The sequence below is a fragment of the Thermoleptolyngbya sp. M55_K2018_002 genome (assembly GCF_015295965.1).
Taxonomy (GTDB): Bacteria; Cyanobacteriota; Cyanobacteriia; order Elainellales; family Elainellaceae; genus Thermoleptolyngbya; species Thermoleptolyngbya sichuanensis.
The window spans coordinates 1-18,624 of sequence record NZ_DVEA01000059.1 but is presented as its reverse complement, the minus strand read 5'-3'; the positions used below and the strand labels follow the sequence as shown (position 1 = coordinate 18,624).

General features: G+C 55.6%; 16 protein-coding genes. 6 read left to right on the top strand and 10 right to left on the bottom strand.

Features of this window, described 5'->3' with window-relative positions; all coding sequences use genetic code 11:
- The coding region (locus IGS51_RS02945) for an FAD-dependent oxidoreductase (protein WP_297075687.1) at positions 1 to 168 on the bottom strand (168 nt) is incomplete at its 3' end.
- Between the two features lie 4 nt (positions 169 to 172).
- Positions 173 to 1,285 carry a recombinase RecA gene (gene recA / locus IGS51_RS02940; protein WP_172358577.1) on the bottom strand — a complete coding sequence of 371 codons (1,113 nt, stop codon included), beginning with the start codon at positions 1,283 to 1,285 and terminating at the stop codon, positions 173 to 175.
- A 651-nt stretch (positions 1,286 to 1,936) separates the two neighbouring features.
- Between recA and xseA the strand changes: the two genes are divergently transcribed.
- From xseA to xseB, 3 genes are all read left to right on the top strand, one after another.
- Positions 1,937 to 3,157: an exodeoxyribonuclease VII large subunit gene (gene xseA / locus IGS51_RS02935; protein ID WP_297075680.1), complete on the top strand. Its 1,221-nt coding sequence runs from the start codon at positions 1,937 to 1,939 to the stop codon at positions 3,155 to 3,157.
- 118 nt (positions 3,158 to 3,275) lie between these two features.
- Complete coding sequence (locus IGS51_RS02930) at positions 3,276 to 5,792, top strand: hypothetical protein (RefSeq protein WP_297075677.1); 2,517 nt, start codon at positions 3,276 to 3,278, stop codon at positions 5,790 to 5,792.
- Positions 5,793 to 5,876: 84 nt separating this feature from the next.
- A complete protein-coding gene (xseB, locus tag IGS51_RS02925; protein WP_277773892.1) occupies positions 5,877 to 6,119 on the top strand; it encodes an exodeoxyribonuclease VII small subunit in 243 nt (80 codons plus the stop codon).
- 17 nt (positions 6,120 to 6,136) lie between these two features.
- Here xseB and IGS51_RS02920 read toward each other — a convergent pair whose 3' ends face one another.
- Positions 6,137 to 6,592, bottom strand: a complete 456-nt coding sequence (locus IGS51_RS02920) for a DMT family transporter (RefSeq protein WP_297075673.1) — start codon at positions 6,590 to 6,592, stop codon at positions 6,137 to 6,139.
- Positions 6,593 to 6,889: 297 nt separating this feature from the next.
- Here IGS51_RS02920 and IGS51_RS02915 point away from each other — a divergent pair, with 297 nt between their 5' ends.
- The gene (locus tag IGS51_RS02915; RefSeq protein ID WP_297075670.1) at positions 6,890 to 7,225 is read left to right on the top strand and encodes a hypothetical protein; all 336 of its coding nucleotides are present in this window, start codon (positions 6,890 to 6,892) and stop codon (positions 7,223 to 7,225) included.
- A gap of 193 nt (positions 7,226 to 7,418) precedes the next feature.
- On the opposite strand, the gene IGS51_RS02910 is transcribed toward IGS51_RS02915, so the two are convergent.
- From IGS51_RS02910 to IGS51_RS02900, 3 genes are all read right to left on the bottom strand, one after another.
- On the bottom strand, positions 7,419 to 7,712 hold the full coding sequence (locus IGS51_RS02910) for a hypothetical protein (RefSeq protein WP_297075668.1): 294 nt from the start codon (positions 7,710 to 7,712) through the stop codon (positions 7,419 to 7,421).
- A 57-nt stretch (positions 7,713 to 7,769) separates the two neighbouring features.
- Positions 7,770 to 8,291 carry a pentapeptide repeat-containing protein gene (locus IGS51_RS02905; protein WP_297075665.1) on the bottom strand — a complete coding sequence of 174 codons (522 nt, stop codon included), beginning with the start codon at positions 8,289 to 8,291 and terminating at the stop codon, positions 7,770 to 7,772.
- 221 nt (positions 8,292 to 8,512) lie between these two features.
- Entirely contained in the window at positions 8,513 to 9,799 is a 1,287-nt protein-coding gene (locus IGS51_RS02900) for an LCP family protein (RefSeq protein ID WP_297075663.1), read from the bottom strand.
- Positions 9,800 to 10,402: 603 nt separating this feature from the next.
- On the opposite strand from IGS51_RS02900, the gene IGS51_RS02895 reads away from it, so the two are divergent.
- Positions 10,403 to 11,452 carry a mannose-1-phosphate guanylyltransferase gene (locus IGS51_RS02895; RefSeq protein ID WP_297075658.1) on the top strand — a complete coding sequence of 350 codons (1,050 nt, stop codon included), beginning with the start codon at positions 10,403 to 10,405 and terminating at the stop codon, positions 11,450 to 11,452.
- A gap of 27 nt (positions 11,453 to 11,479) precedes the next feature.
- Here the strand turns inward: IGS51_RS02895 and IGS51_RS02890 are convergent, their stop codons facing one another.
- A complete protein-coding gene (locus IGS51_RS02890; RefSeq protein ID WP_297075684.1) occupies positions 11,480 to 13,102 on the bottom strand; it encodes a photosystem II high light acclimation radical SAM protein in 1,623 nt (540 codons plus the stop codon).
- 554 nt (positions 13,103 to 13,656) lie between these two features.
- On the opposite strand from IGS51_RS02890, the gene IGS51_RS02885 reads away from it, so the two are divergent.
- Positions 13,657 to 14,001, top strand: coding sequence for a DUF1830 domain-containing protein (locus IGS51_RS02885; protein ID WP_297075656.1), 345 nt, complete (start codon positions 13,657 to 13,659; stop codon positions 13,999 to 14,001).
- A gap of 134 nt (positions 14,002 to 14,135) precedes the next feature.
- Here the strand turns inward: IGS51_RS02885 and IGS51_RS02880 are convergent, their stop codons facing one another.
- The 3 genes from IGS51_RS02880 to IGS51_RS02870 all read right to left on the bottom strand — a co-directional run bounded on the left by IGS51_RS02880 (position 14,136) and on the right by IGS51_RS02870 (position 18,255).
- Positions 14,136 to 15,446, bottom strand: a complete 1,311-nt coding sequence (locus IGS51_RS02880; protein ID WP_297075653.1) for a dihydrolipoamide acetyltransferase family protein — start codon at positions 15,444 to 15,446, stop codon at positions 14,136 to 14,138.
- A gap of 318 nt (positions 15,447 to 15,764) precedes the next feature.
- Positions 15,765 to 16,214 (bottom strand): YlqD family protein, encoded by a 450-nt coding sequence (locus tag IGS51_RS02875; protein ID WP_068516377.1) that lies wholly within the window; start codon positions 16,212 to 16,214, stop codon positions 15,765 to 15,767.
- Between the two features lie 118 nt (positions 16,215 to 16,332).
- On the bottom strand, positions 16,333 to 18,255 hold the full coding sequence (locus tag IGS51_RS02870; protein ID WP_297075650.1) for a long-chain fatty acid--CoA ligase: 1,923 nt from the start codon (positions 18,253 to 18,255) through the stop codon (positions 16,333 to 16,335).
- Positions 18,256 to 18,624 lie beyond the last annotated feature (369 nt).

Here is an 18,624-nt window from a genome sequence, read left to right as displayed (position 1 = left end):
CTCGTTGCCATCGGGAGCGCTTACACCTGCGCTGGTTAGCATTCCTCCCAGCCAGGAAACCTCGCTCACCAGCACCACCGCCGCACCGCGCCGCGCCGCCTGAATCGCTGCCGCTGTGCCGCCCGTGCCGCCGCCGACGACTAAAACATCTGTGGTCAGACTATCCAGACTGCTATTCCTCGTCTTCTAGCTCGTCGTAGTCTTCATCGTCCGCATCCGGCGGCGCAACCGAGTTCGCAGACACGACCGCACCCATCTCCAGCTTTTGCCGCACTAGCTGATCCACCTCTTTGGCAAAGTCGGGATTTTCCTCCATGTATTTGATGGCGTTGTCGCGGCCCTGGCTAATGTTCTCGCCGTTGTAGCTGTACCACGCCCCTTTGCGAGTCACCACGCCAGTCTCTTCCGCCAAATCCATCAAACAGCCGTAGGTGGAAATGCCCTGCCCGAAAATCACGTCAAACTCTGCCACGCGAAACGGCGGCGCGACCTTGTTTTTGGCGACCTTGACCTTAGCGCGGATGCCGTATTCTTCGGTTCCTTTTTTCAGCGTTTGAATCCGGCGAATATCCAGTCGCACCGAGGCGTAGAACTTCAGCGCGTTGCCGCCCGTGGTGGTTTCAGGGTTGCCGTAGGAGATGCCGATTTTTTGCCGGAGTTGGTTCAGGAAAATGACGCTACAGCCTGTTTTGCCAATGTTCCCCGTAATTTTGCGAAGCGCCTGACTCATCAGCCGCGCCTGCAAGCCGACATGAGTATCGCCCATTTCGCCCTCGATTTCCGCGCGGGGCACCAGCGCCGCCACTGAGTCCACCACGACCAAATCGATGGCGGTGGAGCGCACCAGTTGATCCACGATTTCGAGCGCCGCCTCACCTGTGTCGGGCTGGGATACCAGCAGATTGTCGATATCTACGCCCAGGTTTGCTGAATAGGTCGGATCAAGCGCGTGTTCGGCATCTACAAAGGCAGCCGTGCCGCCAGATTTCTGCACTTCGGCGATCGCATGGAGCGCCAGCGTGGTTTTTCCAGAACTCTCTGGCCCGTAAATCTCAATCACCCGTCCCTTGGGCAGCCCGCCGCCCAGCGCCAGATCGAGCGTCAACGCACCCGTGGGAATGGTTTCCACCTTCATGCGGCTGGCATCCCCCAGTCGCATAATCGTGCCTTTGCCAAAGTTGCGGTCGATTTGGGACATCACCATGTCCAGCGCTTTCCGCTTTTCGGCGCTTTCTTTGGATTCTTTGGGTTCCGATACTTTGCTATTGTCAGTCGCCTTAGCCATTAGGGCCTCTTCTAAATGCAGGAGGGGTACAGATGCGGGAGGAGTGAGCAGGAGGAGTGAATTGTTTATGAAAGCAAATTTATGAAAGCAAGCAGCCTAGAAGACCAAGTAGTCTGTAAAGGGGGCACCATATTCCAAAGCCAGAGATGAATGAATTAATCTCAGTCATGAATCTAATGAACCTTTAGTTTAAATCTCTCATTGGATTCGGAAACGCCACTTTTGAGTCTAAATCTGATCCTGTCTCAATTTGATCTCTTGATTGATTGTGATTCGATGTTTCGATTTACTGTGGTTCAATTTGCGATCGCCCTCTGAGGACGCTTTAGAAGCGTAATGCGCTGGGCGCATCCTAGTTCTGCAAGTTTGCCCTCATTCCCCCGCCCCTTCTCCCAAAGCAGGAGAAGGGGTGCCGGATTGGAAGTCCCTCTCCCAAAGCGGGAGAAGGATTCAGGGTGAGGGCTACAAAAGTGGGATGCATCCAATGCGCTAATCTTGAAGATTCAGATACGTCTGTACTATTCTAGTGCAAGAACTTTGTCCCTGCTAGTCGGCCAAGTCGCTGATCGTCGCTGATCGTGAAGTTTATTGCTGAGTCAGCGTTTAGACCCAAGTGTGCCCAGTTTTGAACCTTAGCCCCCAAGCCTTATTGTGTCTTCTTCTCTGCGCTATCCCAATACAGCCCTGTCAGTAGGGGGGCTGACCCACTACATCCAGTCCTTGCTGGAAGACGATGAGCAGCTTCAGCAGGTGTGGGTGACGGGCGAAGTATCGAGCGTGAATCCTCACCGCAGCGGCTTATTTTTGACGCTGCAAGACCCGGATGAGCAGGCGGCCATCAACGCGGTGGTGTGGAATAGTCAGCTTGATCGGCTGGCGGTGATGCCCGCTCGGGGAGAACAGGTGATTGTGCTGGGGCAAATCAAGGTGTATCCAGCGCGGGGCAGCTATCAACTGACGATCTGGCAAGTGCTGCCTGCGGGCGAAGGGCTGCGATCGCTCCGTCATCGGCAACTGCGAAATCGGCTAGAGGCGGAGGGACTGTTTGACCCAGACCGCAAGCGCCCGCTTCCGTCTCATCCCCGCGTGGTGGCCGTGGTTACTTCGCCGCAAGCCGCCGCTTGGGGCGATATCCAGCGCACCCTGTCTCATCGCTATCCAGGGCTGCGGGTGCTGCTGTCGCCTGCAATAGTGCAGGGAGAACTAGCTCCGCCGTCGATTGCTCAGGCGATCCGTCGGGTTGAGCAGGACGGTCGGGCGGACGTACTCATCCTGTCGCGGGGCGGCGGCGCAGCGGAAGATTTGGACTGTTTCAATGACGAGCGCGTGGTGCGGGCTGTGGCGGAATGTTCTATTCCGGTGATCACGGGCATTGGGCATCAGCGGGATGAGTCGCTGGCTGACTTGGCGGCCGATTTGTGCGCCCACACGCCAACGGCGGCGGCTGAGGCGGTGGTTCCCATTTTGGATGATCTGGTGGAAGAGCATCAGCAGCGGTGTTTGGCGCTCTACCGCGTTGCCGCCGAGCGGGTTGAGCAGGAGCAGCGGCATGTTGCACGACTGCGCGATCGCCTTTCCCGACTGCGGCTCGATCGCCAGGTGCAGCAGCGTATCCAGGTCGTTGCGTCCCTGCGCCAGCGGCTCATCCGCAGCACCCAGCAGCGGCTCCAGCAGGCCCAGCAGCATACACTCTACCTGCGCCAAACCCTGCAAACCCTCGACCCGGCCCTTGTTCTCCGGCGGGGCTATGCGGTGGTGCGCCAGGAAAATGGGGCGATCGCCCGCTCTGCTGAAACCCTCCGCCCTGGCGACAGGTTGACCATTTCCCTGGCTCAGGGCGAACTGGTTGCCGAAGTGAAAAGCATCCTATAGACACAATATGAACCTATGCAAAGAATAATAAATGCCTGCCTCTTGCCCCAAAATTTGCAGCGACAATAGGGGTATCAGTATTAATACTCAACTAGCAAGGGCTAGGGGAGGTCGATAAATGAATACTCAGGAAGCAGACGAATCCTCATTATCTCCATCAGAAGGGTTCACTCGAGTTGCGCTCTTGACCAGCTACCCTCTCTACTGGCGCACGAATAACAGGGATGCAACCGACCACGCACAAGCAGTTCACAAACTGATTCAAGTGTTCTTAGACATACCAGGGGCAAGCTTGGGCGTATCTGGCGAGGGCAAATCTTGGAATTGGCTAGACCCTGAGGCGGCTCAGCAGTGGAACGATGAAATGCAAAGAGAGTTTGAAGACTATGCTGTTCAACTTCAAACTGCGTCGTCCGAGTCTCGGTTTCGAGATGCTTTTAACAAACGCCAGTGCATGTTTTTTGCGCCGCTTTATCCCCAAAATTTTTTGGCAGCCCTAAAAAAACACTTCGATGAAACACTTCGCGGGGAACAACTTTGTCTCTACATTGAGCAAATCCTAAGTTCTATCGATTGGTCTTCTTGCTCTATTTTCTGGTCACTTTCATTTGTTGAATTCACTGTCAGCCAAAATCGCTTAATCTACAACCCGATATTGGCTTTGTGGAGAAGCTACCCGACAGGTGGCTATTGGGCCCCGCCACCGTCCAATGATCTGCAATCTCAACCCGATGCCGTTCCCAATTTGTCTGTGGATGAGGCAAGCTTCTTGCTGCAAGACGTGATGTGGAACAAGTTGGAAACAGTCTTTGCTAAGATCAGATCCTTCTGCGGCTTGGGCATAGCACAGCCAGAATTTGCAAAGGACTGCGAAGCAATATCTCCCATTTTTTACTTTGCTCAATATGTTGACTCGCCCTCCTGTGCAGAAGAGTTGGCATCTAAGAAATCGGATAGTTTGTATCCCCTAGTCAAAACCTGTCTTGGGTCGGACGATCCCTTTGCAAAAGAAGTAAGCGGGGGCGTGTTAGAAGGAGACTTCTTGACACTGCGGCGTGCCCGAATTAGCAAAGATGTCCATCATCCCCGATACTTGATTTTTCCACTTCTCAGGGGAAAATTATTCACTGAACAAGAACTAGAAAGAGATTTATATTTTATTGCTCATCAACTCAGCTACCTGGAGTTTTCGATCGCGCATGAATTACGCCTGATTTCCACTGATTATGAGCCTTTGTTATCTCGACAGGCCAGGTGGGGCGGAACTCTGGATGGGCTGAGTGATTTGATTAATAACGCAACCAGTTTCTTGCCAACTATCAGCGGCGGGCTTTTGAAAAAAGTCTACCTGGAGATGGAAAAACTCTCACTTCCGTTGCGACAAGTGCAGTCTTCGCTAGAGAAAGTAAGTAGTGATGTTGCTCAGATAAAGCGCACATTCGACGGCTATCGAGATGGAACAGAAGACTTTTGGGATCGAAATCTGACGTATTCTTCTTGTCAGGATGCCCATCTCAATGATTTGCGAGAAGCCCTGTTGGATGCTTACCCTTATCACTACTGGAAACAGCCCCTGCAATCTTTGAAGGAATGGGACGAACAACTGTTAGGGAGTGTTGGACGCTCTGTAGAAACCGTGAATTCGATGCTGCAACAAGCCGATCGAATGACGCAGGAAAGCTTGGAGGTATGGACTCGTCGCCTTGGCATTATTGCAGCACTTGCGGCTCCTGTTTTGGCACTTCCCAATTTCATTGATCTAAAGCTCGATTCAACGAGCCTTCCACAGACCTTATTTGGCAAGGTCTTTCACGAAGTGCAAGATTTGCAGACAGTAATAGGCTACCTACTAAGTCTTGCTTTGGCAGCCCTCTTTGTTGCATCGGCAGCATTTCTCGTTTCCTTGCTTTGGGGCTTGGTTTCCAAGAAGAAATCAGAACAGTTTGTGGCTGGTATTCGCTCCTTCAAGAATTTGGTAGAACGGTCAAATTTTTCTCTCGGCGACTATAGAAAACTAGATCAACTGGATACGGAAGCCTGTCAAATTCTCTCTTCGCTATGGATTGAGGCACAGGGGTTGCAGACCTTCGGTAATCAGCGTAGCTTTGTTGACTGGCTGCTAAATGCCGAAAATGCTCTTAAAAAGCGGTTGAGAATTGTGAGGCTCAGAAGCAGGCGGTCAGGAAGCCCTTTGCATTGGCTTGCGGTTAAGGGTCTGAGTATTTGGCTCTGGTGTCTGATGAAGGTGGAGCATTGCCTTGACCAGTCCGAGTCGCGGGAGATTTATGACTGGCTCCGTCGAAGCCGACGTTTCCGATATCTCGTTTATCTTTTTGACCTCATGCCAACCTACATTCCCCTACCCCGCGCCCTTTGCATCTATCGTTACAAAGCCCGTGACTTGATTTCCAGAACAACGATTTCTGATTGGGATTTTGAGAAATCCCTCATCAACGCTGATTTCCCCCCATATATGATTACTTCTCTGAAGAAATGGCTTCAAGACCTAGATGACGCAGGTGAGCTTGGAGTATCAATTAGCGTTGATTGCTTTGTGGATTGTTTGGAGGAACGAGGGGTGCGATCTCATCCTGATCCAAGTGTCGTTGAGAAGTGGCAAGGTTCCCTGAGTTGATGCAAAAACGTCCGATCTCCAGAACTGTTGCTGAAAACGGTTTGTCCAATTCCTTGACTGCTAAAGCCCAACTTCTAAGCTGGTATGCCTCCTAAGAAAACTCCCGATTGGCACTATGAAACGGCGATCGCCCAGGTTGAAGACATCATCGAACAGATTGAGACAGGCGATCTGGATCTGGCGGCGGTGTTCAGTCAGTTTGCGATCGCCGTTGAGCAATTGAACCAGTGTGATGCGTTTTTGGCACAGCAGCAGGCGCAGATGTCGCTGCTGATCGAAACGCTGACGGACGATCGAGCCGGAGACGAAGAAGATGAGGATTTTTAAGAAACATCCAAAATCGACTACCGTCTGACGTAAGACACCAGCGACACGCCCAAAATCACCAGCACCACACCCGCGATACGAGTTGGATTGGCGGCATAGCGAGTGAGTCCGAAGGCCCCATAGTGATCTAGAAACAGCGCAGCAATCAGTTGACCTGCGATAGTCAGCGAAAGCGCCAGCGCTGCCCCAATTCGGGGTGTGGTGAAAATCGTAGACCAGACGTAGAGCGTGCCCAAGCAGCCGCCCACCCACATCCACCAAGACGTTTGCGCCAGCGAGGTCGCCGCAGGGAGGGGGTAGCGGGCCACCAGACAAATCGCCAGCGAAGCCAGCGTCCCCGCCAGGTAGGAAATGAACGTCACCTGCATCGGCTCCCCTACATATCGACGCAGCAGCGTGTTAATTGCGACTTGAACAGGCAAAATCGCGCCCCCAGCAAGGGCGGCCAACAGAAAAATCGTGCGTCCATTCATATTTGCAGCTCCCTGGCAATTTATCTCGATACTAAGATACTTGACATCAAGAATATGGTAAGTATCTTAACATCAAGATTATTGACATCGCCATAAAATAACGCAGGCAACTGGAGTCTGCGCTGGGCAGGGCAGACGTGCCGCATCTCTGGCAACAGCAGCACCGCAACAGATCGACATAATTCTGGTGCAATTCTGGTGCAGTGTGGGCGATATGCTAGGTTTCAGCCAATCCTGAAAAAGGAAAAAGCCATGAGCATTGACCCTTCACAAGTCCCGCCTCCTATTAATGGAGCGTTGGGCCGTTTACCGAAGCATCCCTCGGATCACCCCGACGTTCAGGTAGACACGTCCGTTTTGAATCCTGCTCTGTTTCCAAGCCTGCGATCGCCCGTCAACACCACCCTCTATTCCGGCAGCACCCCGCCCGCGCCGCCCCCAGTCAATACTTCAATCCTGGGCAGTGATGTCATTTCCTCTGTAGCAACCCCCCACGTTTCGGTGCTGCCTGCTCACACGCTCTCCAGCGTTCCCACGCCCACGCAATCGCTGCTGAAAGACGGCGTGCTGCCCTCCATCCCGCCGCCCAAAATGCCGAATCTGGTAGGGTCACAAACCCTAAAGAAAAAGTAGTCGTTTGAGAAAAGGTAGGAGTTAGAGGTCTGAACCCACTCCAAAATCCAAACTTTTTCTAGATTTTGAGCGACTTCTCGCGGGCGCAGCCCGCGAGAAGTCGTTCAACTGCGTAAGTCCTAACTCCAAAACCCAAAATTTTCAACCAGACTGGTTTTAACCAGACTGGTGTAGAGCAATCCTCCCGGAGCGCCTACTCCCACGTAGACACCGCCCGGAGCGGATCGGGAATCGGGGTGTCTGGCGGAAACTCCAGCAGGGTTTCGCGCAGACCCAAATAGCCCGACTCGGCAAAAGACAGCAACAGGCGTTGCAGAGCGACCCACACCTCCGGGTCAAATTCCCAATCGCGGGCATAGGGGGCATGGGCGGCGATCGCCTTTAGCGCCCAAAAGTAAGTATTTCGCACCTGCGACCCCGTTTTCTTGTAAGGCGGCACATCGTCGCAGTGGAGGAAGAGGAGGTTGTTTTCTAGTCGGGCACGCATGGCGGAAAATAGTTCATTTGAACCATGCTAGCGCCTCGACTGGGGATTTTGCAAGCCTCAGCGACAGCCGAGACTGTCTCGCGTAGCCACGCCCGTCACTGGGTTTATGCCCTCAGCGCGATCGCACAGCTTGGAAATTTCGTAGCGGTCGAGGATGGCGTTGGTAAAGTCTGCCCCCGTCACGGTCACGTCTTCAAAACTGGTGCGGGTCATGGTGGCATCTTCCAAAATGGCGTTGGTCAGGTCTGCGCCCACTAGAAAGACCCGATCCACCAGCGCGGCGGTCAGGTTGGCATTCCGCAGGTTAGCCCGCAGCATCACTGCTTTGGTGAGAATAGCGTTGCTCAGGTCAGAGCCTTCCAGGTTGATGTCGCGCATCTCTGCGGAGACGAACGCCTTGCCGGACAGGTCTGTGTGCGAAAAGTCCTGCCCTTTCAGGTCGGCGTTGTTGTAGTTCACTGTGTCCACAGCGGCGATCGCCGGAACTGCGCTCAGCATCACCCACAGGCAGGCCAACCCCACAGCCAGGAGCAACCCCAGCCCGCGTACCACAACCGATTTCACAGGATGCTTGACCATCTCACCGAACCCAAACGCATCGCAGCAGCATCGTTGTCTCACGTTGTTTCACGGTTTTACACCGCCCGTCAGCAGCGTTTGCCAACGTGTTGATCAACAGATCTACCAACGCTATTTTCTCATGGTTCCTCTTCTCATGGTTCCTTTGGAACCGCATCCGCCCTCGCTGGAGAGTTGTCTGGTGCGGGATGGCTAGAAACAGGGCAAAACGGGGCAAGCACTTAGTTCACAACATGCTCTTGTCCGCTAGCGGCTCGCTCCACCCAGTCGGTGCCGATCCGGATCGTCAGGTCGGATTCCAGATCGCCAATGGAGGCCGACACCACCTCGCCCACGCCGAGCGATCGCTGCACGATTGCTGCCCCCTCTAGGTCGCCTCGCTGAGCAATCACCTGGGTTTCGCCTTCCCAGACTGACCAATCTGGAATGACGTAAACGTTGTAGAACCCCTGCTCGCGCAGATAGCGCACCAACCGGCGCGTTGCTCGCCCGTCGCCGCTGGCATTTTGCACGGCAATGCGGAGGGAACTGGGGTCGGCGCTGCGGGCTAGCTGTACATCCATCCCTGGCACCTGGAAGTAGTCCCGCATGATGCGATCGCGCTCACGACGGTTCAAGATCCAATAGCTGGCGATCGACTCGTCGGGCCGGCTAAACCGACCGGGCAGCATCACCATCCGCAGGTCACTCCGCTCCATCGTCAGCGCAAAGTTGCCCAGCGCCAGCATTTCCTCTAGTGTCAGGTTGGTATCGACATACTCCTGCATCAGCGCGATAATTTGCGGCAGTTTGGTTACGGTTGCCGGGCTGGCCAATCGATCCTTGAGCGCTCTCAAAAGCTGCTGCTGGCGCTGCACCCGCCCAATATCCCCCTGCCCATCGTTGCGGTAGCGGGCAAATTGCTCTGCTTGGTCGCCGTTTAGCCATTGATGGCCTTCTTCTAGGTCAATTTTTAGCTTTTGGGTTACGTCTTCGTATTCCATTCGGAAGGGAACGTAGACCTCAATGCCGCCCAGCAAATCGACCAGTGCCCGAAATGAATCGGTGCTGACGCGCACGTAGCGATCGATCGGCACACCGTCCAGGTTGTAGCTGACGGTCTGGGCGGCAAGGGCTGCGCCCCCTTCCTGGTTTGCGTGATTAATTTTGGCAACACCATAGCCTGGAATTTCCACCCGTGTATCGCGAGGGATGGACAGGATGCTGGCGGTAGTAGTGGCTGGATCGACGCGCACCAGCAGCATGACATCGCTGCGTCCGCCCAGCACGATGTCTTCGGCATCTTCGGGAGCATCTACAAAGTGATCGACCCCCATGACCAGAATGTTGACCGGGCGCGTCACTCGATAGCCAAAACTGTTAGCCAGTACCGTGCCTACGCGCTGCCGTAGGTCGCTCTGCGAGGCGCGATCGCCCTTTTCTGGCATCAAAATCGTCAGCGCTGCCCCCAGCGTTGCGGAAACCGTCGCCGTAGAAACAAAGGCCAGAACCCACAGAAACTTGTTCAAAACGCTGCGTCCCTTTGGCGGGGCAGTTGGAGCGATCGCCCGCTTTGAGGAACTAGGGGAAACCCCAGCCGCAGAGGCTCGCGGAGAAGGCGAGTTTACGGGGACTTGACCAGGTTGTTCGGGTTTAGAAAGCTCAATTTCAGACTCAGGATTGGACTGTCTCACTCGGACTCACACCTCGTAACTGCGTTGGCTGCAACTCGTATCCAAACTCTGCGCTGCTTCCGAAATGCCTCCTATGAAATGCCCTCGGAGCCAGCGAGTCCATGTGTATTGAACCCGCGAAATTCTTAGCAGCAGTTCTAGCCCTTAATCAGTTTATCCAAATGTGTCATTTTGTATATGATTCCCTGGGTCACTCGACAAGACGACCCACTCTCCCGCTGGACATAACCTTATCAAACCCAAAGCGATCGCATCGTAGGCTGCGTGACGGTTTTGCAAAGCGACCTTAACCTAAAGCCGCCCTCAGCAGTCTCCTGGCTTTCTAGATAAAAATCCGGTAAAGTCGGCCGTTTTGGGAACCCTAGGCAGGAGAAAAGTTTTGTACGATAGGGCGGGATTGGGTAAACGCAGCGGCATAAACGTGGAGGAGCAAGCAGCATGATTCCCGTGATTCTGGCAGGCGGCAAGGGCGAACGGTTTTGGCCCCTCAGCCGCAAGGCGCGTCCCAAGCAGTTTCTCAGTCTCGACGGCAGCGGCAGAAGTTTGCTCCAGGCGACGGGCGATCGCCTCCTTGACCTTGCGGGCGGATGGGACGGGCTGTGGGTGATCACAGCAGCGCACCTGGCCGATGGCGTGCGAGAGCAGATGCCCGATCTGCCAGACGCAAACCTCTTGGTGGAAAGCGAGGGACGAGATACAGCTCCAGCGGTGGCCTGGGCGACGCTAGAAATTGCCCGCCGCTATGGAGAGGAAGCAATCGTCGGCTTTTTCCCGGCAGATCACTGGATTGGCGACCTGCCCACCTTTCACAAGACGCTGCGGGCTGCGGCAGATCTGGCGCGAGAACAGGGGGCGATCGCCACGCTGGGCATTGCGCCGAGCTTCCCCTCCACGGGCTATGGCTACATCGAGCAGGGCGACCCCGCAGGCACGTATCTCGACTGCGCCGCCTACCGGGTCAGCCGCTTTACCGAAAAGCCCGACCGCGCCACGGCGGAGGGATTCCTCGCCAGCGGCCGCTTTAGCTGGAACAGCGGTATGTTCATCTTTCAGGCGGGAGTCATGCTGGCGGAACTGGAAACCCACGCGCCTTACGTGATGCAGCCGCTGATGAAAGACGGCCCAGCGGCCTATCCCAAGCTCCCCAAGCAGAGCATTGACTATGCCGTGATGGAAAAGACCGACCGCGCCTATGTGCTGCCTGTCGCCTTTAGCTGGGATGACCTGGGCGACTGGAACGCGATTGAGCGGCTGCTAAAGGGCGACAATCCCAACGTAGAACTGGCGCGTCACGTCGGGCTGGACACCCAGGGCGCACTGTTTTATGCCACTGATGACGAAGATCTGATTGTCACCATCGGGCTAGAAGATACGGTGATCGTGCGCGATCACAAAGTGACGCTGGTGGTGAAAAAAGACCGCACCCAAGAAATTAAGCAAGTCCTCAAGGCGCTGCAAGACGATCCGCAGTATCACCATTTGCTGTAGACCCGTAGACCCGGCCTCATGGGGGCTTTACCGCTTGACCGCAGGGGCGATTCGCGAAGCGGTTCCTACAGGAATCGCCGCCGTCAGGGCTTCTTCTAGCTCGGCGCGGCCAAGCCGCTGTTCCAAAATCCGCATCACCTCGCGCCCAAAGTCGTTGGGGTTTTGCTGCCACGCTTGCAGGCACACCTCACCAAAGAAGGAGCCGAGCGGTTCCGGGTTCCACAGCAGCTTTTTCGCCACCCAGGGCAGATGGATCGCCAGCGGGTCATAGCCCTTTTTCAAAATGCCGTGATCAAAGGCGTATTGCTCTAGGTGTGTGTGGGGCTGGAGACCAATGAAGAAAATGGCGGGTTCTACCTTGTCTGCGCCAAAGATATCTTCCAGAGCGCGATGGTAGGCGATGGTTTGGCGAATCGTGTCAAAGGTTTCGTCGATGACGTTAAAAGAATAGTTGACTGACACCAAGCTGTTAAACCCGGCTGCCTTCAGATCGCGGCAGTTTTGCAGCACCGTCCGCAGGTTATAGCCCATCCGCATTTTGCGGACGAGTTCCTGAGAGCCACTGGTGATGCCGATTTCAAAGTAGTTCATGCCCGTCTGCACCATTAGCTCGCAGAGGCGTGGGGTCAGGTTGTCAGCGCGAATGTAGGCGGCCCAGTGGATATCGGTCATGCCCGCATCGACGATTTTTTGCAGCAGTTCCTCCGCGTCGTCGATGAATTTGCGGGCAGGAATAAACTGCGCGTCGGTAAACCAGAAGTTGCGAACGCCGCGCCGATAGAGCTGCTGCATTTCTGCCACCACTTCATCTGCCGGGTTAATCCGCACCTGCTTGCCTTCGACGACGGTGTAGATGCAATAGCAGCAGTTGTGGGGGCAGCCGCGCTTGGTCTGCACGCCCACGTAAAAATCCTGGTCTTGCAGGTAGTAGCTAAATTCGGGCCAAATCTCGGCGATGTAGTCGTAGTTGCACGCGCCTTTTTCCAGGGGAGCGGGCTGTTCGTGAATCAGGCGATCGCGCGGTTTCGTTTCGCCCACCACATAGCACCGCTCATCCGAAAAATCCTGCCCCCGCAGCAGCTTTTCTAGCAGCGCCTCGCCCTCTCCCACGGAGATAATGCTGCCTTTGGGAAGCATATTGCCCAACTGTTCATAAAACACGCTGACGGCCCCGCCGCCCACCACCAGTCGAACCTCTGGGCAGTAGCGCCGTGCCCGCTTTAGTCCGCGCTTGATCAGACCTTCGTTGCGCCAGAGTTCCGTGAGATAGGACGTGGCCATGCGGAGTCCACCGAGCGCCCCCCGCAGCTTGACCAGCGGGTTGCGAGCATAGTAGAACTCGAAAGCATTTTGCAGCGGGTTGCCGCCGCGCCCGCCAACCGGGGCGTAGATTTGAATGTCGCGCCAGGAAAACACCAGCAGCGTTGGGCGAAACTCGTCGATGCAGCGGTCGAGCGCGGGGACAAAATCCAGCGGTGGCACGGCTCCCAGGTCAAAAATGCGCTGCTGCACGTCGGGAAAAACTTTGTGGACGTAGTCAGACAGGTAGACGACACCGATGGGGAAGATGGGATTGCACGGAAGGCGCACATAAAGCACCCGCTCAGACGAGAGGCGATCGCGGCGGGTGAGCGGTGTCGGTGGAGACATCAACTGCGCTGTCATGCTGATTGATTCCGGTAAATCTGGGGTCGGAAAGCGTCAAGCCGTAAAGGTCTATCTATCGGTCTGTCTATCTGTCGATCTGTCGAGATCGCTCTATGGAAACCGATAAGAGGAGAAATCGATAAAAGGCGGATATCGAATCTGAGACACTTGTTTATATATCTTTACGATACCATCGACTTTCTTGGCGTGCATCGAAGTTTCGTATCCAGAGAGATTGAAAGCCCCAAAAACACGATAGCCTTCCTGAAGGGCGTTTCTGTTGGCCTGGTTTTATCGAAGGTTTGCGTGGGTTGACGCGACCTCGCTCTATACCTGGATGTTCGACGAATAGCTGGTGATGGATCGCTAGCCCGCCAGAATGCCGAAACAGAGCCAGAGGCAGCGCTGAAAGCCGTTGACAGCCGTTGACTTCATGCGGGGATCACACTCCCGTGAATTTTTGCGTACAGATTGTTGGTAGTTGAGTTTACAGCCTTTGGGATCGTGGGATGTTAGGGTTAAAGCACCCACGCAATTACACGAGGCTCCTCACGGCTATGGCGCAAATTATCGATCCCGTCCCCACCGATACGTCAGCTCGCATTCTCTGCTGCTACGTGAACGCGACTAGCAAAATTCAGATTGCTCGCATCACCAACGTTCCTGGCTGGTATTTTGAGCGCGTGGTGTTTCCGGGGCAGCGACTCATTTTTGAGGCTGTACCCGACGCAATGCTAGAAATCCACTGCGGCATGATGGCCAGTGCCATTTTGTCGGACACGATCCCGTGCGATCGCCTCCTGATTGAAGACGAGCTAGACGCGACGTTTGAATCTTCGGAAGCTGGGTTTAACAGCGTTCAAGTTCGCCAAGCCTTCGCAGCGGCCACGTCTGCGGAATAGCTCGGCTGAGTTCGAGCGCTCGGTTGCGGGTTTGATCTCCGAGGTTGAGAAGCAAGTTAGGAGGGAGCGCAGACGCTCCCTTTTTTTGCGTCGGGTTTTGTATTCCTGAATGACTGAACCGTTACACCGAACTGTTACAGCGTCAGCGATTGCGCGTCGGTTTCGATCAGCTTGGCAAGGTCTTGGAGGAACGCTGCGGCATGGGCACCATAGATAATCCGGTGATCGGCAGTCAGGTTGACCTGCATTTGCGTCCGCACGCCGAATAGTCCGTCTGCGGTCGCCACCACCTGCGGGCGGGATGCGCCGATCGCCAGAATCGCGCCCTGGCCGGGCGGCAAGATAGCATCAAAGCGATCAACGCCAAACATTCCCAGGTTGGAGAGCGTAAACGTTCCTGTGCTGTATTCTGCGGGCTGGAGCTGCTTGGAGCGGGCGCGATCGACCAAATCCTTCCAGGTGCGCGACAGGGTGTAGATATCTATTTGGTCAGCGGCTTGCAGAACGGGCGTAATCAGTCCGCCATCGTCCATTGCCACCGCCACCGCCACATTGATGCCGCTGTTGTACTGAATGCCTTGGTCGGTGTAGGCCGCGTAGAGTAGCGGATGCTTCTTCAGGGTCACGGCAACTGCCTTGGCCAGCAGTGCCGTCATCGTTACGCCCTTGGATTTGATCTGCTTGTAGAGTTTGTCCAGGTTGTCAGTGGTGATGGTATAGCCGACGTGGAAGGTGGGCACCTCCAGGCTGGCGACCATGTTCCGCACAACGGCATTTTGCAGCGTGGTCAGGGGCACGACCTGGCCGGGTGTGACGGGGGCCGCCGGAGCTGGGGCGGGTTTAGGAGTTGCCGCAGCCGGAGCAGGCGCAGTCACCGGAGCAGCGATCGCCGCTGGAGCCGGAGTCACTGCCGGAGTTGCAGGTTCAGACACTTTGCCAACAGCGGCTTCCACATCTTCGGCGACAATGCGCCCGTGGGGGCCACTGCCTTTGAGCGTGGCTAGGTCAACCTTGAGTTCTTTGGCCAGCTTGCGGGCGCGGGGCGACACGACGAGCCGCCCAGAACTGCCGTTGCTGCTGGCGATCGCTTCTTCCACGGTCGCAGCGACGGGTTCCGGTTCGGTAGTCGCAGGCGCAGGAGTCGGGGCAGCCGGAGCGGGAGCCGAGGCGCTGGCAGCCTTCTGCTTTGCGGCCTCGATCTCTGCCTCGGTTTCGGCAATCAGGGCGATCGCCTCGCCCACCGGAGCCGTGCTGCCTGCGTCCACAATAATCGTTGCCAAATAGCCTTCATAGAACGACTCCACGTCCATGTCTGCCTTATCGGACTCCACCACCACCACGGTTTCGCCCTTTTCGATTTTGTCGCCCGGTGCTTTTACCCAGGAAACGATTTTTCCCTCGGTCATCGTAGAACTGAGCGCAGGCATGAAAACTTCGTGGATCATGGAGCGGCTTCCCAAATCGTGAGTAAAGGTGAAATGCAGGCTGGGTCGTTCAGTGAACCGTTATGGGTTGACTGCTGTGAGCAGTGACTATCAGTGACTATCGACGACTATCGACCCTCAAATCTTTGCAGCCAAGCCCAACCCCAAAACAATGGAGACTCAGCAGATTGAATTGTAACGCGATACGAAGCAGATTTTTGGCGGGGGGGTTAGGGTTTGGAGATGAAGAGGTAGGAATCGATTTTTGGATTTTGGGTTTTGGATTTTGGGGAGCATCGGGTCGCTTGCCCTCATGCTCCAACCCTCTACCCTGCCTGTCTAAAGCTCTCCCCGAATTTCCTCCACGATGCCGTCCCGCAGCAGCACCTCGATCTGCATTTTGCGGATTAGGTTATCGCCCATTTCGACGCGACAGAAGCCTTCCACCAGCCCTTCGCTGACTTCTTGATCCATGTCCAAAAGCTGCACCTGCTGGAGTTGCAGCAAGACCTGATTGCGCCGCTCCAGGATTTCGCTTTTGCGCTGGTTGACCTGGAGTTGGAAGTTGTTCATTTGCTGGGCGATCGCCGGATCGTCAGGGCGAATAATTTGCTTTCGCATTTCCGCCATCATGCGCTGCTCTTGGGTTTCAAGCTGCTGCTTTTGTTCATCAAGCTGGTCGATCTGGAGTTGCAACTGCTGCTGTTTCTCTTCTTTCCAGCGAGGGGTGACCACAGCCTTGACGTTCACAGCGCGTTTGAGGAGCAAATAGGATTGGGAGGGGTCCATGAGGAAGTTGAAATCGTCCATTGAATAAAGGTTTGAAGTGTTTGTGCCACGCTCTGGTGCAACACTCTGGCGATCGCCCTCACGCCGCTCCCGAACCATACAACATGCGGGAACGGCCTCAGGCAAACATCGATTCGATCATACTGCTATAGCGTTCCATCACAACGTTGCGGCGCACTTTTAGCGTCTGGGTCAGCAGCCCATTGTCCACCGTAAACGGCTCGCTGAGGATGCGGAACGGCCCAACCCGCTCATCGGGGCGGAAGCCCGGTCGATTTTGCACTGCCTGGGTCAACTCCTGACGAATCAAGTCCTGCACGGGTTTCGATTCCAGGTTGATCGTGCCGTCAAGATTTCGCACCCCATCGCCCTGCGTCGCCGCCCAAGATTCCAGTGTTTCTAGGTTAGGCACCACCAGCGCCCCAATCATCCGCTGATCCTGTCCCACCAGCATCACCTGGTCGATATACACGCTGCGAATGATGGCGTTTTCGATGGGCTGCGGCTCGATGTTTTCGCCATTCGTGAGAACAATCGTGTCCTTGGCGCGGCCGGTAATAATCAGGTCGCCCCACTGCGTCATCCAGCCCAGGTCGCCCGTGTCAAACCAGCCGTCCGGGTCGATTGCCTTGCGGGTGGCTTCGGGGTTCTTGTAATAGCCCTGCATCACCTGGGGACCGCGAATCAGGATCAAGCCCTGCTGTCCCTGGGGCAAATCCTGGCGAGTTTCCGGGTTGACGATGCGCGTCTCGGTGTAAGGTAGCGCCTGTCCATCGGCTCCGCGCATGTTATGCCGGACGCGGCGGACATGGGTAATGGGCGAGGTTTCCGTCAGTCCGTAGCCGCCCAAAATTTGAATGCCTGCCATCTCAAAGAAGTCTTCCAGATGCTCGGCAATAGAACCGCCGCCGCTGACGACGAACTTGATCTGACCGCCGATGCCGTCGCGCACCTTTTGGAACACCAGCCGATCCGCCAGCAGGTAGACCGGAGAGGTGATTGCCACTTCGCCCATGGCCTTCAGCTTGTCCAAGGGCGAGGGGTTGAGGTTGTCTAGGTTGAGTCCTTGCAGGGTGCGGTTTGCTTTGACGTAGCGATCGCTCTGCTTGAGCAAGAAATTCACCAGCTTTTGCTTTTTCTCTGGCTGGTCGCGGAACTGTTTCTGAATCCCTTCGTAAATCGACTCCCACAGGCGCGGCACGCCCACCATAAACTGCGGGCGAAACTCCTTCAGGTCTTTCTTGACAAAGCGAATATTGGTGTAAATCTGCGTGCAGCCGTGGGCGAAGATAAAGTATTCAAACGTGCGCTCGTAGCAGTGCCAGATCGGAAGAATGCTGAGGACGCGATCGCCCGGTTGCGGTTCGACCACTGTCGCCGCGCCTTCGACCTGCGACAGCAAGTTGCCGTGGCTCAGCATCACGCCCTTGGGCACGCCAGAAGTTCCTGACGTATACATCAGCGTGGCCAGTGTGTCACGGGTGCGCTGGGTAGGCGGCTGCACGGCGCGGTTTTTGCCCATCTCCAGCACTTGCGAAAAGTTAAGAATCTTTAGCCCCGGCGCGTCTAGCGTTTCGTCCGTTAGCAGGATCACCGTTTGCAGCGGCAGGTCATCCAGATTGGGCGAGACTTTCTTGAGCGTGGCCGCATCTTCGGTAATCAGCGCCACGGCTTCGCTGTTGTCGAGAATAAACCGCAGCTCGCCTCGGTCTGCCTGGGAGCCACGTACTGCGTCGATGGCCCCGGCGGTCATGATGCCCTGGTCGGCAATCAGCCAGCGGGGGCGATTATCGGAAAACAAGGCGACGCGATCGCCCTCCTGGATGCCCAGCGCCTGCAACCCTGCGGCAAATAGCAATATCTGCTGATATAGCTCGGCGTAGGTCAGCTTGATCTCCGGCGTGCTGTGGGGATCATGCACGGCAGTTAGATTAGCAATCTCCGGTCGCTGGGCGCAGCGGGCAAACAGTTCAGGAACCGCTTGCATCTGGCTAAAGGGCGATTTGCTCAGTGGGGCAGCAGTAGACACGGCAGCAGTCATAGGGGTTCCCTCAGCGCTAGACGGCTCAACAAACGCCCAAAAAACGCCCAATGGGTGTCTCTGGCGTTTTGTTTCTGGCTCTAGTTTATGCAGCATCGTGCCGCGCGACACCCCTCTCCCTGCCACTCGCGCCAAAATCGCTAACTGTCCGCCTCCCTGCCCCCAACCCCTGCCTTGCTTTCAGGTGAATCTTGTGCCGATCTTTAAGATTGGTAAGCTCACGCGCTAGAATTGGCGGTTGGGACTCTTTTACGAGAGTTTCTTTTACAAGAGTTACCCAGTGTGCAACTTTGCCGATCTCCCTCACCCTAAATCCCTCTCCCAGAACGGGAGAGGGACTAGAAGCTTCTCTTGCTCCCCTTCTCCCGA

Bases quoted from the DNA above. Each gene is read 5' to 3' on its own strand.
- recA (WP_172358577.1), bottom strand. From the start codon at position 1,285: ATGGCTAAGGCGACTGACAATAGCAAAGTATCGGAACCCAAAGAATCC.
- IGS51_RS02930 (WP_297075677.1), top strand. From the start codon at position 3,276: ATGAATACTCAGGAAGCAGACGAATCCTCATTATCTCCATCAGAAGGG.
- xseB (WP_277773892.1), top strand. From the start codon at position 5,877: ATGCCTCCTAAGAAAACTCCCGATTGGCACTATGAAACGGCGATCGCC.
- IGS51_RS02920 (WP_297075673.1), bottom strand. From the start codon at position 6,592: ATGAATGGACGCACGATTTTTCTGTTGGCCGCCCTTGCTGGGGGCGCG.
- IGS51_RS02910 (WP_297075668.1), bottom strand. From the start codon at position 7,712: ATGCGTGCCCGACTAGAAAACAACCTCCTCTTCCTCCACTGCGACGAT.
- IGS51_RS02905 (WP_297075665.1), bottom strand. From the start codon at position 8,291: ATGGTCAAGCATCCTGTGAAATCGGTTGTGGTACGCGGGCTGGGGTTG.
- IGS51_RS02895 (WP_297075658.1), top strand. From the start codon at position 10,403: ATGATTCCCGTGATTCTGGCAGGCGGCAAGGGCGAACGGTTTTGGCCC.
- IGS51_RS02890 (WP_297075684.1), bottom strand. From the start codon at position 13,102: ATGTCTCCACCGACACCGCTCACCCGCCGCGATCGCCTCTCGTCTGAG.
- IGS51_RS02885 (WP_297075656.1), top strand. From the start codon at position 13,657: ATGGCGCAAATTATCGATCCCGTCCCCACCGATACGTCAGCTCGCATT.
- IGS51_RS02880 (WP_297075653.1), bottom strand. From the start codon at position 15,446: ATGATCCACGAAGTTTTCATGCCTGCGCTCAGTTCTACGATGACCGAG.
- IGS51_RS02875 (WP_068516377.1), bottom strand. From the start codon at position 16,214: ATGGACCCCTCCCAATCCTATTTGCTCCTCAAACGCGCTGTGAACGTC.
- IGS51_RS02870 (WP_297075650.1), bottom strand. From the start codon at position 18,255: ATGACTGCTGCCGTGTCTACTGCTGCCCCACTGAGCAAATCGCCCTTT.